This is a genomic window from Streptomyces sp. NPDC093544, from assembly GCF_040683495.1.
In the GTDB taxonomy this organism is placed as follows: Bacteria; Actinomycetota; Actinomycetes; order Streptomycetales; family Streptomycetaceae; genus Streptomyces.
In genome coordinates this window covers 142,961-158,282 of sequence record NZ_JBFBEA010000022.1, presented here as the reverse complement: position 1 = coordinate 158,282, position 15,322 = coordinate 142,961, and the positions used below count along the sequence as shown (strand labels likewise).

General features: G+C 66.2%; 18 protein-coding genes. 15 read left to right on the top strand and 3 right to left on the bottom strand.

The window, feature by feature from the left end:
• Window positions 1-104: 104 nt before the first annotated feature.
• Complete coding sequence (locus AB0N66_RS30830; RefSeq protein ID WP_365441134.1) at window positions 105-845, bottom strand: GntR family transcriptional regulator; 741 nt, start codon at window positions 843-845, stop codon at window positions 105-107.
• A 182-nt stretch (window positions 846-1,027) separates the two neighbouring features.
• Here AB0N66_RS30830 and AB0N66_RS30825 point away from each other — a divergent pair, with 182 nt between their 5' ends.
• The 8 genes from AB0N66_RS30825 (at window position 1,028) to AB0N66_RS30790 (ending at window position 7,016) form a co-directional block, all read left to right on the top strand.
• Window positions 1,028-1,375, top strand: a complete 348-nt coding sequence (locus AB0N66_RS30825) for a hypothetical protein (protein WP_365441132.1) — start codon at window positions 1,028-1,030, stop codon at window positions 1,373-1,375.
• A complete protein-coding gene (locus AB0N66_RS30820; protein WP_365441130.1) occupies window positions 1,375-2,691 on the top strand; it encodes an FtsK/SpoIIIE domain-containing protein in 1,317 nt (438 codons plus the stop codon). The genes AB0N66_RS30825 and AB0N66_RS30820 overlap by 1 nt, the downstream gene beginning before the upstream one ends.
• A gap of 12 nt (window positions 2,692-2,703) precedes the next feature.
• Window positions 2,704-2,898 (top strand): hypothetical protein, encoded by a 195-nt coding sequence (locus AB0N66_RS30815; RefSeq protein ID WP_365441128.1) that lies wholly within the window; start codon window positions 2,704-2,706, stop codon window positions 2,896-2,898.
• A gap of 131 nt (window positions 2,899-3,029) precedes the next feature.
• A complete protein-coding gene (locus AB0N66_RS30810; RefSeq protein ID WP_365441126.1) occupies window positions 3,030-3,281 on the top strand; it encodes a hypothetical protein in 252 nt (83 codons plus the stop codon).
• Entirely contained in the window at window positions 3,278-4,648 is a 1,371-nt protein-coding gene (locus tag AB0N66_RS30805; RefSeq protein WP_365441124.1) for a replication initiator, read from the top strand. Before AB0N66_RS30810 ends, AB0N66_RS30805 begins: the two co-directional genes overlap by 4 nt.
• Window positions 4,638-4,841 carry a helix-turn-helix domain-containing protein gene (locus tag AB0N66_RS30800; protein ID WP_365441122.1) on the top strand — a complete coding sequence of 68 codons (204 nt, stop codon included), beginning with the start codon at window positions 4,638-4,640 and terminating at the stop codon, window positions 4,839-4,841. The genes AB0N66_RS30805 and AB0N66_RS30800 overlap by 11 nt, the downstream gene beginning before the upstream one ends.
• Window positions 4,838-6,223, top strand: a complete 1,386-nt coding sequence (locus AB0N66_RS30795) for a site-specific integrase (protein ID WP_365441120.1) — start codon at window positions 4,838-4,840, stop codon at window positions 6,221-6,223. The genes AB0N66_RS30800 and AB0N66_RS30795 overlap by 4 nt, the downstream gene beginning before the upstream one ends.
• A gap of 97 nt (window positions 6,224-6,320) precedes the next feature.
• On the top strand, window positions 6,321-7,016 hold the full coding sequence (locus tag AB0N66_RS30790) for a Shedu anti-phage system protein SduA domain-containing protein (protein ID WP_365441118.1): 696 nt from the start codon (window positions 6,321-6,323) through the stop codon (window positions 7,014-7,016).
• 821 nt (window positions 7,017-7,837) lie between these two features.
• Here the strand turns inward: AB0N66_RS30790 and AB0N66_RS30785 are convergent.
• Window positions 7,838-9,013: a hypothetical protein gene (locus AB0N66_RS30785; RefSeq protein WP_365441116.1), complete on the bottom strand. Its 1,176-nt coding sequence runs from the start codon at window positions 9,011-9,013 to the stop codon at window positions 7,838-7,840.
• A 332-nt stretch (window positions 9,014-9,345) separates the two neighbouring features.
• Between AB0N66_RS30785 and AB0N66_RS30780 the strand changes: the two genes are divergently transcribed.
• Window positions 9,346-9,798, top strand: a complete 453-nt coding sequence (locus AB0N66_RS30780) for a GntR family transcriptional regulator (RefSeq protein ID WP_365441114.1) — start codon at window positions 9,346-9,348, stop codon at window positions 9,796-9,798.
• The gene (locus tag AB0N66_RS30775) at window positions 9,795-10,697 is read left to right on the top strand and encodes an aminoglycoside phosphotransferase family protein (protein WP_365441112.1); all 903 of its coding nucleotides are present in this window, start codon (window positions 9,795-9,797) and stop codon (window positions 10,695-10,697) included. Before AB0N66_RS30780 ends, AB0N66_RS30775 begins: the two co-directional genes overlap by 4 nt.
• Here AB0N66_RS30775 and AB0N66_RS30770 read toward each other — a convergent pair.
• Entirely contained in the window at window positions 10,694-12,073 is a 1,380-nt protein-coding gene (locus AB0N66_RS30770) for a hypothetical protein (protein ID WP_365441110.1), read from the bottom strand. The two genes, AB0N66_RS30775 and AB0N66_RS30770, sit on opposite strands and share 4 nt — an antisense overlap.
• 344 nt (window positions 12,074-12,417) lie before the next feature.
• Here AB0N66_RS30770 and AB0N66_RS30765 point away from each other — a divergent pair, with 344 nt between their 5' ends.
• From AB0N66_RS30765 to AB0N66_RS30745, 5 genes are read left to right on the top strand one after another with little or no spacing between them, the layout of a single operon-like run.
• A complete protein-coding gene (locus AB0N66_RS30765) occupies window positions 12,418-12,708 on the top strand; it encodes a hypothetical protein (RefSeq protein ID WP_365441108.1) in 291 nt (96 codons plus the stop codon).
• A 5-nt stretch (window positions 12,709-12,713) separates the two neighbouring features.
• The gene (locus tag AB0N66_RS30760) at window positions 12,714-13,304 is read left to right on the top strand and encodes a hypothetical protein (RefSeq protein WP_365441162.1); all 591 of its coding nucleotides are present in this window, start codon (window positions 12,714-12,716) and stop codon (window positions 13,302-13,304) included.
• A complete protein-coding gene (locus tag AB0N66_RS30755; protein ID WP_365441106.1) occupies window positions 13,301-14,269 on the top strand; it encodes a DUF2637 domain-containing protein in 969 nt (322 codons plus the stop codon). The genes AB0N66_RS30760 and AB0N66_RS30755 overlap by 4 nt, the downstream gene beginning before the upstream one ends.
• Window positions 14,266-14,916 carry a GGDEF domain-containing protein gene (locus AB0N66_RS30750; protein WP_365441104.1) on the top strand — a complete coding sequence of 217 codons (651 nt, stop codon included), beginning with the start codon at window positions 14,266-14,268 and terminating at the stop codon, window positions 14,914-14,916. Before AB0N66_RS30755 ends, AB0N66_RS30750 begins: the two co-directional genes overlap by 4 nt.
• Window positions 14,916-15,302 (top strand): RRQRL motif-containing zinc-binding protein, encoded by a 387-nt coding sequence (locus tag AB0N66_RS30745; RefSeq protein WP_365441102.1) that lies wholly within the window; start codon window positions 14,916-14,918, stop codon window positions 15,300-15,302. The genes AB0N66_RS30750 and AB0N66_RS30745 overlap by 1 nt, the downstream gene beginning before the upstream one ends.
• Window positions 15,303-15,322 lie beyond the last annotated feature (20 nt).

Here is a 15,322-nt window from a genome sequence, read left to right as displayed (position 1 = left end):
GGCGAACAAACCCTACGAAGTGTCCGATGTTGTCTAGGCCCACCGTCAAGCATCACCTGGGACCAGAACGTCAGCCATCACCTGGGACTAGACAGGGCTCTCTGTTACAACCTGAAGGACAGTTCCAGGTCGTCGCCGGGGAGGTGGAACTCCTCCAGAGCGAGCGGCTTCTCTTGCGTAGTCAACGTCACGCGGATGATGTGGAGCAGCGGGACGCCTTCGGGGAGTCGGAGAGCCTGGGCTTGATCCGGGAGCGGCATGCGCGTGCGGATGTACTCCGTGAAGTGGAGTTCGTGGCCCAGGTCGGCTAGTGCCGTGTAGAGCTCCGGGGCCGGCGGGGGCGCTTCCTCTTCGTACTTCGTGTCGACCAGTACGGAGAACGGCACGTAGGTGCGGTGGAGTTGGCGGAGGCGGCCGTTGTCGGCGGTCTGCAACGCGTCGTAGGTGAACATCGGCTCGCCCGGCGGGATGCGCAACAGGTCGGCGAGCGCGAGCGGGGCGTCCGTGCGCGTGGCTACAGGGGGTTCCGCGTTGGCCCATCGGATGGCGTCGGCGTCGGCGTAGCCACCGTCCGGAGTGCGGCGGACGCCGCGTGGGCGCGTGAGGCTGGGGCGACTGTGGGGTGAGCGGGCGAAGGTGCCTCGGCCCATGATGACCTCGACGAGGCCGGATGCCCGTAGCTCCGTGAGGCCCTGACGGACCGTGGGGCGCGTCACACCGAACTGTTTGGCCAACGACTCCTCGGAGGGGAGTGGCTGGCCGGCCGGATAGGTGCCATCCAGGATGCCTTGCCGCAGGTAGTCGGCAATCTGCCGATACTTCGGCTGCGTGTTCTGTGGCGGCATGCAGGCCCTCCGTGGCCGTGGTTCTGGGCAGCTTGCCCAACTTCTTGGACAGCGTCCCCCATCGCAAGGCGGTTGACAACCCGTACTACGGGTCGCACTCTGGACCCAATCACCCGTACTACGGGTGGTAAAGCAGTTCGGGGGATCGGCCTTCGGACGCAATGGATGAGGAGTCCAACCAAGTGGCAAGCCTTCCGATCGACACCGCGAAGTACACGGGGATCATCTGTGCCGTTCCTCCTGCTCCGCGGGTCGCCAACCGTGAGACCGGTCAGCTCCGCGTGGACCGTGACACGGGCAAGACCGTGTACCAGGTCGGCCTGTGCCTGATGGCGGGCACATCGGCCGACGTCGTGACCGTGAACGTGCCCGGCGAGCCGAGCGGCGTGCTGCTCGGCATGCCGGTGGCCGTAAGGGACTTGATCGCCACCCCGTGGGAGAACGAGGGGCGGCATGGAATCGCCTTCCGTGCGACGGAGATTCGGCCCCTGAACGCTCCGGCTTCGGCCGGGAAGGGGGCCACGCAGTGATGATCCTGGCCTCCGCCACCTCGACCGGGACGACTTGGCCGAGCTGGTTCCTGGTGGTGGCCGCAGTGCTGGTGTCGGGCCTGCTTCTCGCAGGCCCGGCGCTGCGCCGCCGCTACCCCGTCGCCTGGTGGCTCTTACTCGGGTTCCCGGTCGCATGCTGCCGCGTCATACGCACGTGGCGGCCGTTGATGGCAGGGTGCGGCCTGGCCGTGAGCCGTCGTCCGGCCCTGACGGTGGTGTCCGGGCTCGTTGGCAAGGGCGCTCCACCCCCTGAGCCGCGGGTGCCCCGGTTCGGGCTCATACGGCCGACTGCCGGCGGCTTCTGGCTGCTGGTGCGTCTTCTTCCGGGCCAGGTGCCGGAGGACTTCGTCAAGGCGGCGCCTGGCATGGCGGAAGCCTGGGAAGTGCACGCGGTCCGGGTCGCCTCCCTAAAGCCGGGAACCGTCCGCATCACGGCCTCGGTCACTGACCCACTGGCCTTCCCCCGCGTACCGAAGCAGCTTGGGCCTGGTCGCCTTCTCCGCGTTGCTGTCGGTGCGTTGGAGACAGGTGCCGCGTGGGTGATCGACCTGCGGCGTGTACCGCACTGGCTGATCGTCGGCGCCACCCGGTCCGGTAAGTCCACGCTGATCAATGCGCTCGTGGCAGGCCTGGCCCCGCAGCGCGTCGCGCTGGTCGGCGTCGACTGCAAAGGCGGCATGGAACTGTCGCTCTACGAGCCGAGGTTGTCGGCGCTCGCGACCAACCGTGAGCAGGCGGTCAGACTCCTGGCCGCGCTGGTTGATCTCACCCTCGACCGCATGACCGTCTGCCGGGCGGCGCGCGTACGGAACATCTGGGGTCTGCCGGAGCAGGCTCGGCCGGTCCCGGTGGTCGTCATCGTCGACGAGATCGCTGAGTTGTTCCTCGTCGCGAGTCGGAACGAGAAGGACGAAGCGCACGCGGCCGGTACGGCACTGATCCGGCTGGCCCAACTCGGCGCGGCACTCGGTGTGTTCCTCGTCGTCGCCGGCCAACGCGTCGGCTCCGACCTGGGGCCGGGCGTCACGGCGCTACGTGCCCAACTCGGCGGCCGGGTCTGCCACCGCGTCGCCGATCCCGGCACGGCAGAGATGGCTCTCGGCGACCTCAACCCGGACGCGCTCAAGGCAGCGCAAGCCATCACACCGGAACAGGCCGGTACCGCGGTGCTGGCCTCCGGTGACGGCTGGGAACGGGCGCGCTCCCACCTGGTCACCGAAGCGGAGGCGGAAGCCATCGCGGCCGAGTTCGCGCACCTGACCCCGCACCTTCCCGAACTCCTGGACGCGAAGTGAAAGGGGACTGCCGTGCTTGTGTCCATGTCGGCGGTACTGCTGCTCGGCCTGCTGATCTGGTTCTTGCTGCGCATCCGCTACCTGCGCCTGGCCGACCTGCTGCTCTGCGGAGCCTTCGGCTTCCTGCTCGCCCGGACGACTGCCGCGCCCGTCGTGGCGACGGTCCTCGAAGGGGTGGGCGCCTTCCTCGGACAACTCAGCTTCTGACCCATCCCGTACGGCCTGCGCTCGACAAGGCCATTACGACGGGCTCCCGACGGGGCGCGAAGTCGCCAAACCCGACCCCGTCAGGAACCCACTCCATCCGCCACGTGAGCAGTGAAAGGAGCACCCTCACTTTGTCCACCGCGCATCATTCGCGCAAATCCCCTCCGCCCGAATGTGAGTTGAGGACCAGCGAAGAGCCGACCTGCGTCGGGCGGGAACAAGTCGTTCTCGTCGGACTCGACGGCTTCGAACGCTGGCTCTGCCCGGCGCACGCCGCCGCCCTCTGGCTCACCGATCCGACACTTCGCTTCAGCGCGAAGACTCGGCCGCAAGGAATCTCCGCGGTCATGTCGCAGGCGTTCGGCGGCGGTGGTCGTCAATGACCTCGCCTCTTGCCACTCTGCCGAAGGCCGTCTCTGCGCTGATCGACCGGGCCACAGAGCCGGAGTTCGCGGCCTGGCGGCGCCAGATCGTCCGCCTCGGCGGCTGCACGAACCCGATTCACCTCGTCGGCACCGCGACGGTCGTCGACTCGTCGACCGGGGAGGCCCTGTTCTCGTACGGCTCGGACGTCTACGGCGGTCGCCTGCTCACCGCATGCGGCAACCGCAGGGCAACGGTCTGCCCGACCTGTGCCCGCGTGTACCAGGCGGACACGTACCAACTGATCCGTGCCGGACTCATCGGGGGCAAGAACGTGGGGGAGGAGGTCGGCGAGCACCCGCGGGTGTTCGCCACCCTCACTGCTCCCGGTTTCGGGCCTGTTCACACGCGCCGCGAGCGCGACGGTCGCGTACGTGCCTGCCGACCCCGTAAGTCGGGGAACGTCTGCCCGCACGGCTCGTCGGTCGGGTGCCACGCACGGCACTTGGACGACGACCTGCGGCTCGGTGAACCGCTCTGCCCTCGCTGCTACGACTACGCCGGCGCCGTGCTCTGGCAAGCACACTCAGGCCGACTCTGGCACCGCTTCGCTCTGGAGTTGCGCCGCGAGATCGGCCGCAGAGTCGGGCTCTCGCGAAGCGAGTTCACCGAGACCGTTCGGCTGTCGTACGCCAAAGTCGCTGAGTATCAGCGGCGCGGGCTGGTCCACTTCCACGCCGTCATCCGCCTCGACGGACCGGAAGGGCCGCACTCGACTCCGCCGGGTTGGGCGACGACTGCCCTGCTCTCGGATGCTGTACTCCGTGTAGTCGAGAGGGTTCGGCTCTCCGCTCCCGGCCGGGAGGTCATCGGGGCGCGTGCCCTGCGGTTCGGCGAGCAGGTCGACGTACGTCCAATCTCCGCCTTCGGAGCTGGGGAACGGCTGACCTCGGCGGCCGTGGCCGGTTACATCGCTAAGTACGCGACGAAGGGAGCCGAGTCCGCCGGCGCGGTGGACGGCCGGATTCACGGCGCGCGGGACCTGGTCATGTTGCCCGTGCGTGCCCACGTGCTCCGCATGATCGGTACGTGCTGGTGGCTGGGCGGCTTGCCCGACTTCGAACCGCTCGGCCTGCGGCGTTGGGCGCACATGCTCGGCTACGGCGGCCACTTCTCCACCAAGTCACGCCGCTACTCCACCACCCTGACCGCACTTCGGCAGGCCCGTGCGGAACACCGCGCGGAGGAGCAGCGGTCGGCTCTTGGCATCGGCGCGCGGTCAACTGTCGCTGTCGGCCAGTGGCGCTACGCCGGGCGCGGCTACTCGCCGGAGGCGGCGCTCCTGGCTGCCTCCGTGCGGGAGGGCGGTGGTCGTCATGGCACGTGAGAAGGCGGCCGAACTGCTCACCGTGCGGCAGGTGCTCGAAGAACTGGGCGGGATCTCGCGACGCACCTTCTACCGCTGGCGGGAACTGCGTATCGCCCCTGCCTGCATCCGCTTGCCCAACGGGGAGTTACGAGTCCGGCGTGACGTGCTCAACGATTGGTTGTCGGAGCGGGCGGAGGGGACCGCGTCGTGAAGTCCTACAAGGTCGTCATCTGGAAGCTCAGTATCAACCGCTCCGCGAAGAAACCGACGTATCTCGTCCGCTGGTCGGTGGACGGCCAACCCTTCCACGAGTCGCACAAGACGAAGGCGTTGGCCGACCGCTTCCGCGCGAAACTGCTGCGGGCAGCGGACAAGGGTGAGCCGTTCGACACTGTTACCGGTCTGCCGGACTCGCTGCGAGGCGGCAAGGCGGCTCTGTCGTTCCTGGAGCTGGCGCTCAAGTACATCGATGCCCGTTGGGCTGAGGCGTCGGCGAAGCAGCGCGACAGCATGACCGACTCGTTGGCGACGGTTCTGCCGGCGCTGGTCAAGCCGGGACGCGGGCGACCCACCGTCGCGGTGCTGCGGCGGGCGTTGCGCTCGTACGTGTTGTCTCCACCTCGGAGGGAACGCGAGCGACCCGAGGAGATCGCGTCGGCGGTGCGCTGGATTGAGAAGGCGTCACTGCCGGTGGCGGAGTTGCAGGAGATCGCTCGGGTTCATGAGCTGATCGACGCACTCAGTCGGAAGCTGGACGGCAAGCCTGCGGCGACGCAGACCTATCGACGGAGGCGTGCAGTCGTCTTCAACTCCCTTGAGTTTGCTGTGGAGTTGGAGCTACTTTCTTCCAATCCGCTCGGCCGGGTGCGGCGCAAGCGGGGGAAGCGGGCCGTCCAGGAGGTCGACCGGCGGGTCGCGGTCAACCCTCGGCAGGCGCGGGAGCTGCTGGCGGCGGTGACGTACGTGGGCGGCTATGAGAGGGCCACTGGCCGACGACTGCGGGCGTTTTTCGGGTGCCTGTACTACGCGGCCATGCGACCCGGTGAGGCGCTGGGTCTGCGACGCTCGGACTGCACGCTCCCTGCGAACGGCTGGGGCCGTATCGAACTGGCGGAGACCCGGCCGACGGCGGGCAAGGCGTGGACCGATTCCGGTGAGGCGCACGACAGGCGGGGCTTGAAGCAGCGGGCTGCGGGCGAGGTGCGCATCGTGCCCATCCCGCCGCCGTTGGTGCAGCTCCTCCGCGAACACCTTCGGGAGTTCGGCACGGCGAAGGACGGTCGGCTGTTTGCGAGCGAGCGGGGCAACGTCGTGGCGGCTTCGTCGTACTCGCGCGTGTGGAAGCAGACGCGGGCACTGGCTCTCCTGCCGGAACAGGTCTCGTCGGTCCTGGCCTTCCGGCCGTACGACCTTCGGCACGCGGGCGTCTCACAGCGGCTGAACTCTGGTGTACCCGCGCCGGAGGTGGCTGCTCGTGCCGGCCACTCCGTCGATGTCCTTCTGAAGATCTACGCGAAGTGCATCGACGGCCAAGAGCAGGAGATGAACGACCGGATCCTGAAGGGCCTGGGGGAGGACGACGCCGACGAGTGAACCGGCCCACGTGGCCGACGCAGGAAGCCCCGGAACGCCTGGAGCGATCTGGGGCTTCTGCCTGCCTCTCTGCCTTCGCTCGGTCAGACTCGCTGACGTGAACGACTATGTGGAGTACGCCAGATACGTCACCACCGAAATGACGCGCAACGGATACCCAAAGCTGTGCGTGGCACGTGGAGATGTGGACGAGGCGACCATCGCTGCCTTTGAGTCGGCGTTGGAGACTGCAACGGACGAGCGACCGCTTCAGCGCTTCTTTGAAGATCACCCCAGTGTCCTCGCAGGGGAACTAAGAGCGAATTGTCGATGGGTGCTGCCCCAAGCGGACCTTGGCGGACGCTACGTGCCGGATTTCCTGACTGCTCGCCTCGACAGCGGGGGAATGCAGTGGACGCTGGTTGAACTGGAGAGCCCGACTGCTCAGCTCTTCACGCGAGACGGTCTGCCGAGGAAGGAACTACGCAAAGGGTTGAGCCAGATCCAAGACTGGCGGAACTGGCTGACGGCGAACCGCGACCTTGCTCGGCGGGCGCGATCTGATCACGGGTTGGGGCTCATCGGTATGGATCACCTGGCCAGCGGGATTGTGATCATTGGCCGTCGTCAGCATCGATCGCCGACTGATCAAGAGCGATTGAAATCGCTGATCGTCCGTGAACGTGTCCTAATCCGCTCGTACGACTGGCTCTTGGAAGAGGCTCGATGGCGAGTCGCTCTGCGCGGAGAGCTGGCCCAGGACAATGCGGTCATGTGCGAGGAGTGTGTGATATCCGGGCGAACTTTTCAGTGAGGGCTCTCCCTCATCGGTTGCTGCTCTCGCTGTCTGAAAGGCCTCCGGGCCTGCACCGGAACGTCCGAAGATCATTACGTCACCATTACGTGATCACTGGCAAACGGCTGCTTTCGGCGGCATCCGACTGCACAAACGCCAAGACCCCGTCCTCAGCTAAAGCGCTGATGGCGGGGTCTTTGGGCACCTCATACAGGGTGCCCCCGGCAGGATTCGAACCTGCGCACACGGCTCCGGAGCACAATCAGAGTTCGGCTTGCGAATTGGCCCTGACCAGCAGGTTCCTTGATCATCGGAAGCGGGTGGTGCCCTCATGTATCGCAGATAGTGCGAAGCGGGAAGTCGCCTCCGGCTCCTGCGCCCATTGAGCGGTCGGCTTTGCCGACGGGCTGCAACACCCCGGGTGTTGCAGCCCGTCGGCAACCGGACAGCCCGGACACCGGCACTTTGAGCTGTCCGGGCCGTTTGTGCAGGTGAAGGACTCAACCGGACAGCCGGACAGCCCGGACGCCTCCCACTAAACCGTCACGTTGGCCCCCGACGTATCGTCGCTGCCGGCGCGATGGCTCCGGGCGGCGCTCTGGCTGACAGCTAAGGCGCTTAGAAGAGGCTCGCACGGTTCGCGATCACTTCTGTCCTGACCTGCACGAATGTGTCCACCTTGGTGCCTCAAGCTCGGACTTCGACACGTATTCGACAGGGACCCCAACTCCGGCAGAGCACCAGACGGGTCGCCCTGCCCCGACTCCTGCGCTCAATGAGAGGTCGGTTTCGCCGAGGGACCGCCCCCGCTGGTGCAGCCCAGACAAGCGGACGGGGATCTAGGTAGCCGCCGGTTCAGCTCCCCGCGTCGGAAACTTCTTCCCCCCGACCGAGATTCCTCTAAGTTCCGCCCTTTCTAGACGGTCCTCAATGGACTTAACATACCATTCATTCCCTGGATTATTTGCCCACGGGTGGCGACGCAGAAATTCCCTGCCGGATCCGACCATGAGCACATCTTCGAAACGGGTCAATTGCCCTTGACGTGATCCATGCAAAGTGCGACTGATCTGGTCATCGTTAAACCCGGCGAGGAATTCACTCAGCTCATTAAGATCTATAAATCCGAAGCTTTTGAGCAGCCTGACAGCATATGCGTACGACCAGTCAGACATTCGACCGTCCACACCGTACTCTTTGTCGAGATAGGCTTTCAAGGCTTCTGGGGTAATCTCTACGCCGGACAATCGGTCTTCGGCTACTGACTGAAGAGCTGCCGCGCGCAGTTTCTTGTCAGTTTTAGCAATTGCCTGAAACTCCCTATCGGCGATTTCCAAGGCACCTGCCAGCGCCATGAAGCGGCGCTTGGTTTCCGACGGGAGAGTATATACCGCCTTGTACTGGATATCATGCTCAATCTCCGCCCAGGCGTGCTGGAGGATTGTCCTGACTTGAATTTCAGCTGTTAGCCCCGAAAACTTTGCATACTCAGGAAGGTCGCACCTGTTCTGCCTGAGTCGAACCAATAGATGGAGACTCTGATACCCGAGGCGCTGATCCTTCTCGAATGCTTCGGATTTATCTATCCTCTCGATTACGTCGAATTCTCGGTGAATCACGGCATCTACGTCATCAATGGTATTAAGGAAGTACGTGATCACTCGCACGCCGGCGAGGTCGGTGATCTGGACGAATGGGCTAGAATATCGCGGCATATTAGGGTTATCGGGGGACTCTTTTTCCGCTTTTCGATAGAATCCCTCGATCGTTTTCGCTCGACCTTCGATCGAATGAGTTAGGATCCTTGAATTCTTGAGGCAAGTGCTCACAATCGATTGGACGACAGTTGCAAATTCCTCGTACGTAGGAAAGACCTGCTCATACTCATCTTTAGCTCGGGAGGCGTGCGCCTTAAAGTCGAAATTCTCGGTTTCGTTTGAGAGCGCGGATTCGCTGGCCTCAGGGGCAACGGCACCGTTGGCGGACGCAGCGTCATGCGCAGTCTCAGATCCCATGTGGAAATGCTACGCGGCCCCCGGGCCAGTACTCCCCGTCTCTAACTGGACGGCACTGACTTGTGACCTGAGCTGGCCTGACTCCTTGTTCGGAAGTCGCCTTCGGCTCCTACGCCCCCAGTGAGAGGTCGGCTTCGCCGAGGGCTGTGCCACACGAGCGGTACAGCCGTCTGCACCCGGACAGCCCGGACACCGGGACTTCGAGCTGTCCGGGCTGTTTGTGCAGATGAGAGCCTCAACCGGACAGTCGGACAGGTGGGACACTATGTGTCCACCTGCTGGGGAGTGGGACGCTGGTAGGAAGTCGCCAAGTAACTGGAAAGGAAGGTCACGTGCCGCAGGCCAGTCCGCGAGGTAGGTACTTGGAGGTCTCTGATTTTCTGCGCCAGAAGATCAAGGAAGGCAAGATTGCCGAGGATCTGCCATCTCAGACGGAGCTCATGAGCACCCATCACGTGAGCCGTAGCACCATCGAGCGGGCTCTTGGCGTGCTCAAGAGTGAGGGTCTGATCGAATCCGTACAAGGGGCCGGTTGGTTCGTGACGGGGACCGGCGACCGTCGTCCGCTGGTCGAGAGGGTGACCGACCTGTTGCGGGCCGACGGGGTGAAGGTTGGAGACCCCTTCCCCACCGAGAAGAAGCTGTGTGAACTGTTCGGCGCATCGCGGACCGCAGTCCGTTCCGCCATCGCGCAAATGGAAGGGCAGGGGCTCATCGGCAAGGGGGCGACGCGGGGGCGGGAAGTGCGTGCTCTGCCTATCGGCGAGGGGGACCAGACAGCATGACGACGAGCGAGCGCACGGTGTTCGATGCGGATGCGGCGGAGGGCATCTTGCGGAGGGCATGCGCCCTCGCCGATGTGGACCCGGACGGCATTGAGATGTTGAGGTTCGGGGACCACGCGGTGTTCCGTATCGACGGAGGCCGGATCGTCTCACGCGTGGGCCGTAGCCCCGATCGGCTGCCTTCCGTACGCAGGGAGGTAGCCGTCGCGGCGTGGCTCGCGGCCGAGGAGTACCCCGCGGCGCGACTCGTCACAGAGGCGGAACAGCCCGTCGTAGTCGAGGGCCACCCTGTGACCTTCTGGGAGGGACTCGCCGACGGCGAGAAATACGCCAGCACGCGCGAGATGGGCGAACTCCTACAGCGGCTCCACGGACTGGAGCCGCCGTCCTTCTCTCTGCCTACGCTTCGGCCCTTCGACAAGGTCGCCCGACGCTTGGAGCGCGCCGCGATCCCGGACCGGACACGCGCCTATCTCGGCTCTCTGGCACACGAGTTGGCAGCCGAGTACGACCGTCTGAGGTTCGCTCTTCCGGCCGGACCCCTGCACGGAGACTTCAACATCGGCAACGTCCTGCGTGACGATGCCGGGCGCCCAAAGGTCATCGACCTGGACGGCTTCGTTACTGGCCCGCGCGAGTGGGACCTTATGCAGACGGCGATGTACTACGACAGCTTCGGCTGGCACACAGAGGCCGAGTACGCCGACTTTGCCGAGGGTTACGGCTTCGACGTTCGGCAGTGGTCGGGGTACGCCGTACTCCGCAGTGTCCGCGAACTGCTCATGGTCACGTGGCTCTCGCAGAATGCCGGCACGAATCCGCGAGCGGCCGAGGAAGTCGAGAAGCGCGTAGAGAGCCTGCGCTCAGGAGGCTCGCGCCGCGATTGGGCGCCGTTCTAGGACTGCCCGTTGACCTGTTGCCAGAGGCGGAAACCGCGGGCCTGTTCCGCGAAATCCCGGAACTCCGCGGCCCGCTTCACCCCGTCCGTGATGCGACCTTGAAACTCCTGTACGTACTGGATGCAACGCGCGGACTTCAGCCCCTCGCCGAGCTGCAGTGCATTGAGCGCAATTTCGAAGCCGCGGCTGATCTCACCCTGCCCGAGATGAGCATCTGCCTGCACCATGGTCGCGAAGAAATCGCTTCGGGTATTCAGGCCGTCCCCGACGATGGAGCCCGCGCCCCGCTCCGTCGCCTGCGCGGAGCGTCCCAAGTCGCGGAAACAGTGGCCGATCTCGGCTGCAAGCTCCACTTCGTCGAAGTAGGCGATGTACGCAGGATCGCTGTCGGCTGTCCCCTGACTGAGCTTGCGTTCCGCCTCCACTAGGGCAAGGTCGCAGCCCCGATCATCGCCAAGCCGGGCAAGGGCTCGGGCCTCCATTGCGATGTGATGTGCGGCCAACCTTGGCCCCCTGCCTGCCGGTCCTGTGTACGCCGCACGCGCCAGGGTCGCGGCATCCCGGTACCGGCCGAGGAAGGTCGCCTGATGGCTCATCGCGGACAGGATGCTTCCGCCGAGTAGGCGGTCACCGGCCGCATGAGCCATACGGAGACCTTGAATGAAGTACCGCTGCGCGATGCCGTGTAGGCCGCTGTCGTACGACATGAATCCGGCGAGCAAGAGAGCTTCAGCTACGGCCGATTGGAGTTGCTTGCCCACGGTGTCGGAGTATTTCCCATCCAGCATCGGACGGACGTCCGTGTGAAGGTACTGAACCAGCGCCCGCCGCGCGTGGCCGCCGCCGAATTTTCCGTCAAGCATGCTGAACGCATCCGCGGTTGAGCGCACCATCTCGATGTCGACCGCGCCGATCGCCCGGTTACCCGACCGCGCTAGGTCTCCGTCCGGCGGGGCGACGATCCAGCGGAGGGACGCCGTGTTCCACGCGGCAGAGTCCGGCTGCGCTCGGACCAGAATCTCAGCCTCGGCAAGGTCGGCCCGCCAGAGGTCGGCCACGATCTTGGCCGTGGCTTCAGGCTTGTCCGCGAAGTCCAGGCCCAAGTCGGGCTGTACGGCGGACACTGCCGCGTCGCCCATCCCGATGTCGTCGATCGTGAGTCGGCGTCCCAGCTTGCGCCCAATCGCATCGGCGATGAACCGCGGCATGTCGCCGCGCGGGATGGAGCCCTTGAGCCAACGACTCACGTAGGTGTGATCGCAGGTGATGTCCTCACCTGAGCGTGCGGCAGCGACGATCACCGCGCGGGCAAGCGACTTGTGAGAGAAGCCGCCCTCATCCATGAGCGCGGCCAATCTGGCGTTCGCGTCTGCCATCGATCCCCCAGGAGCGGCCGAAGTCTCAGCTTGACTCACCGTCACTCTACGCAGGTCAGGCCTGGTGTGCAGTGGGTTCACACGTCGAAGTGCACGAGCACACCCCCAAGTGCACGCTCCTGAAGTCCCTTCCCCTTGGCAATAGTTGAGTCACCACCGCAGGACAGGTCAGCGGTTCCGAGTTCAAAGCCAGAGCACTTGACGACGCGGAATCGATCTGCCAACTTGAGTGGTAGGTAATACACACCATGCATTGAGGTGTGGTGATGCCACGGCGTCGGGACTCCCCAGCAAGGTCGCCCGCCGCCGCGGCTCTCCCTGTTCCTTCGACTCAGGAGAGCAACTTGCGCACGTACATCGGCCGCCAACAGGCCATTTCCCCCGAGGACTTCGCGGAGCTGGCTCTAGGTACCCCGGTTGAACTGTGGCTCGGGGTTGAGGGCGAGAGTGACGAAGAGCGCGCGGCCCGCGAGGACGCGGCGCGCGACATCCTCGCCGACAACCCCGAGATGCCCGACGACCTGATTCGCATTGCGGCCGGGGTCGTCGAGGCGCACCCGGAGCTGTTCAACGTCGTCCCGCTGGCGCGTTCCGCCGGCGGTCGCCGTCCGGCGCGGAAGGGGGCGGCGGCGTGACGACCATGACTCCCACCCCCGAACAGCTCTCGGACCATAAGGGCACGCCGCGCCGCGCCGTCGACATGCCGCTGAACTACGAGGCGGCGCGTCTGGGCATGGCCTTCCACGAGGCCGGTCACGCGGTGCTCTCCATGGCTTACGGCATGCACGTCGTGACCAGTGAGGTCATCGCCTGGCAGCCGACACCCGGCAAGTGGGCCGTGACCGGCAACACCACCTTCCAGGCACAGAACACCGACCCGTGGCAATTCGCCGCGCAGTGCGCGGCCGGAACGCTCGCCCAGGTGCAGTACCTGATGGTCCACGGCTTGTGGACGCCTGAGCGGGCCGCCGCGTGCGAGGCAGAGCATGACCGCGAGTTGGCCGTCGACCTGCTCACGCAGGCCGGATACCGGCTCGGACGCTGCACCGTTCCCGAGGGCGGCAAGTCCTGGGGGATGGTGCGCGGGATGGCCCGCCGCAAGATGACCCACCTGTGGCGCGAGATCCGCTCCGTCGCCTACGCCATGAACGAGCGCGACCGCCTCACCGGTGACGAGATCGCCGCCCTGACCGGTCTGGTCAACCCGCCGTTTGCAGGGGGTGCCGCATGAGCGCCGTGCAGAGCGTCGAGCGTCCGGCGGCACCGCCGCTCGCCGTCAAGGAGAAGCTTCTCCTGGGTCTTGCCGTGGTCCTGGGGGTCGGGGTCGGCGGGATGGGTCTGGTCGCGTCGTTCGACACGGTCTCGGCAGCGGGGGCCCGTTGGGGCTTCGCCACTCCGGAGATGCTGCCGATCGGCATTGACGCTGCCATTCCGGCTTTCACCCTGGTGAACCTGCTGTTGATCCGGATGGACATGCCGCTGAGCTGGGTGCGGTTCGTGCCCTGGGTTCTCACCGGTGTCACGTGCTGGCTCAACGTCGCGGCCGGGCAGTCGCTGTCCGCGAAGCTCGCGCACGGCACGATGCCGCTGCTGTGGGTGGTGCTGTCCGAGGTGGCCGCGCACGTCTACGCCTCCCGGATCGGCGCCGTGACCGGCCGTCGGATGGAGAAGATCCGGCGCTCCCGCTGGCTGCTCGCCCCGCTGTCGACGTTCGCCCTGTGGCGCCGGATGACGCTGTGGGAGGTCACCTCCTACTCGGAGGCGCTCGGCAGGGAGCGCGAGCGGCAGTTGGCCCGTGCGCAGCTGCGACAGCGGCACGGCCGGCGGTGGCGTTCCAAGACGCCGCGGACCGAGCGGGTGCTGTTGAAGCTGGGTGAGCTGGCCCCGACCGGCGACGATGTGCGGCCCGTGCCGCCGCAGGAACCCGAGCCGACGAAGCAGGAGGCGCCCAAGCCGCCGCGCAAGCGCCCGGTCAAGGCCAAGGCGTCTAAGGCGCCGCGGACTCCCGCTGAGCTGCTCGCTGAGGCGCGTAAGGCCACGGCGGAGTGGGCGGATGACGCGGTCAACGCGGAAGCGATCCGCACCACGCTGCATTGCTCGGCAGCGAACTCCCGTGTGTTGCGGGACCTGTTGTTGAGCGAGCGCGCGGACGGCCGGCGTCTGCACCCCGTCGAAGGCGAGGGGTCTGCGGCATGAGTTTCCTGGCCACGATCCTGCTGTCCGCACTGCCCCCGATGGCTGGTTGGGCGGTCCACGTGAGGTGGTTGGGTGCCCGCCTGGACACGGCACGGCGTGACCCGCTGACTGGTCTGGTGACCCGTGACGGGTTCACCCGCCGCGCCACCGCCCTGCTCAAAGACCCGCGAGCGGTTGTGCTGCTCGCCGACGTGGACCGCTTCAAGCACATCAACGACACCCACGGGCATGCGGCCGGGGACGCGCTGTTGAAGGCGACCGCGGACCGCCTCGCCCGCCACGTCGGACCGTCGGGGGTGGCCGGGCGGCTCGGGGGTGATGAGTTCGCCGCCGTCGTCATCGACGACCACGGCACCGTGGGCGACCTGCTCGCCGTGCTGCATGGGGTGCTCGCCCGGCCGGTCGACGGGCAGGACCCGGCTGTATGCACCTCGGTCTCGCTGGGCTGGGTGCGCGCCGCGGACTTCCCCGGCGATGACCTGTCCGGTCTGTTGCGGCGCGCGGATGAGGCGATGTACGCGGCGAAGCAGGGCCGTGCCGGGATGCGCCGGGCGGGCCTGGGACGGTTGTTCGCCACCGTTGCCGGACGGCGTTCGGGCCGGACCGGCGCCCGCGCGGACGCTCCGGTTGTGGGGGTGGCGGCCTGATGTCCACGGCCTTCACCAAGTGCTTCGACCCGAACGGCACTCAGTTCGGGATCCCCACCTTCCCGTGGCGCTTCGCACCGGACGGCTACGCCACCCGCCGCCAACTGCGGGACCGCGGGCTACGACCCGGCGGACAGCCCGTCGCCGCACAGGTGATGCGCCGCCACCGGGGCCGCAAGGCCGGTGTGCAGGTCGCCTACCTCTACCGCATCGACCTGGCCCTGCCGGTCCGGCCGATGACCTCGCGCAAGTGGGGTGCGCTCGCGCTGGCGATGCTCGCCCGCCGCACCTGCCCGCAGTGCCACCTGATCTACAGCTACTGCATCCCGACCTCGCTCGGGGTGTGCATCCTCTGCGCCTATCCCGAGGAACAGCGCGCCGCGTGACCTACCGGCAGGGGCCCGGC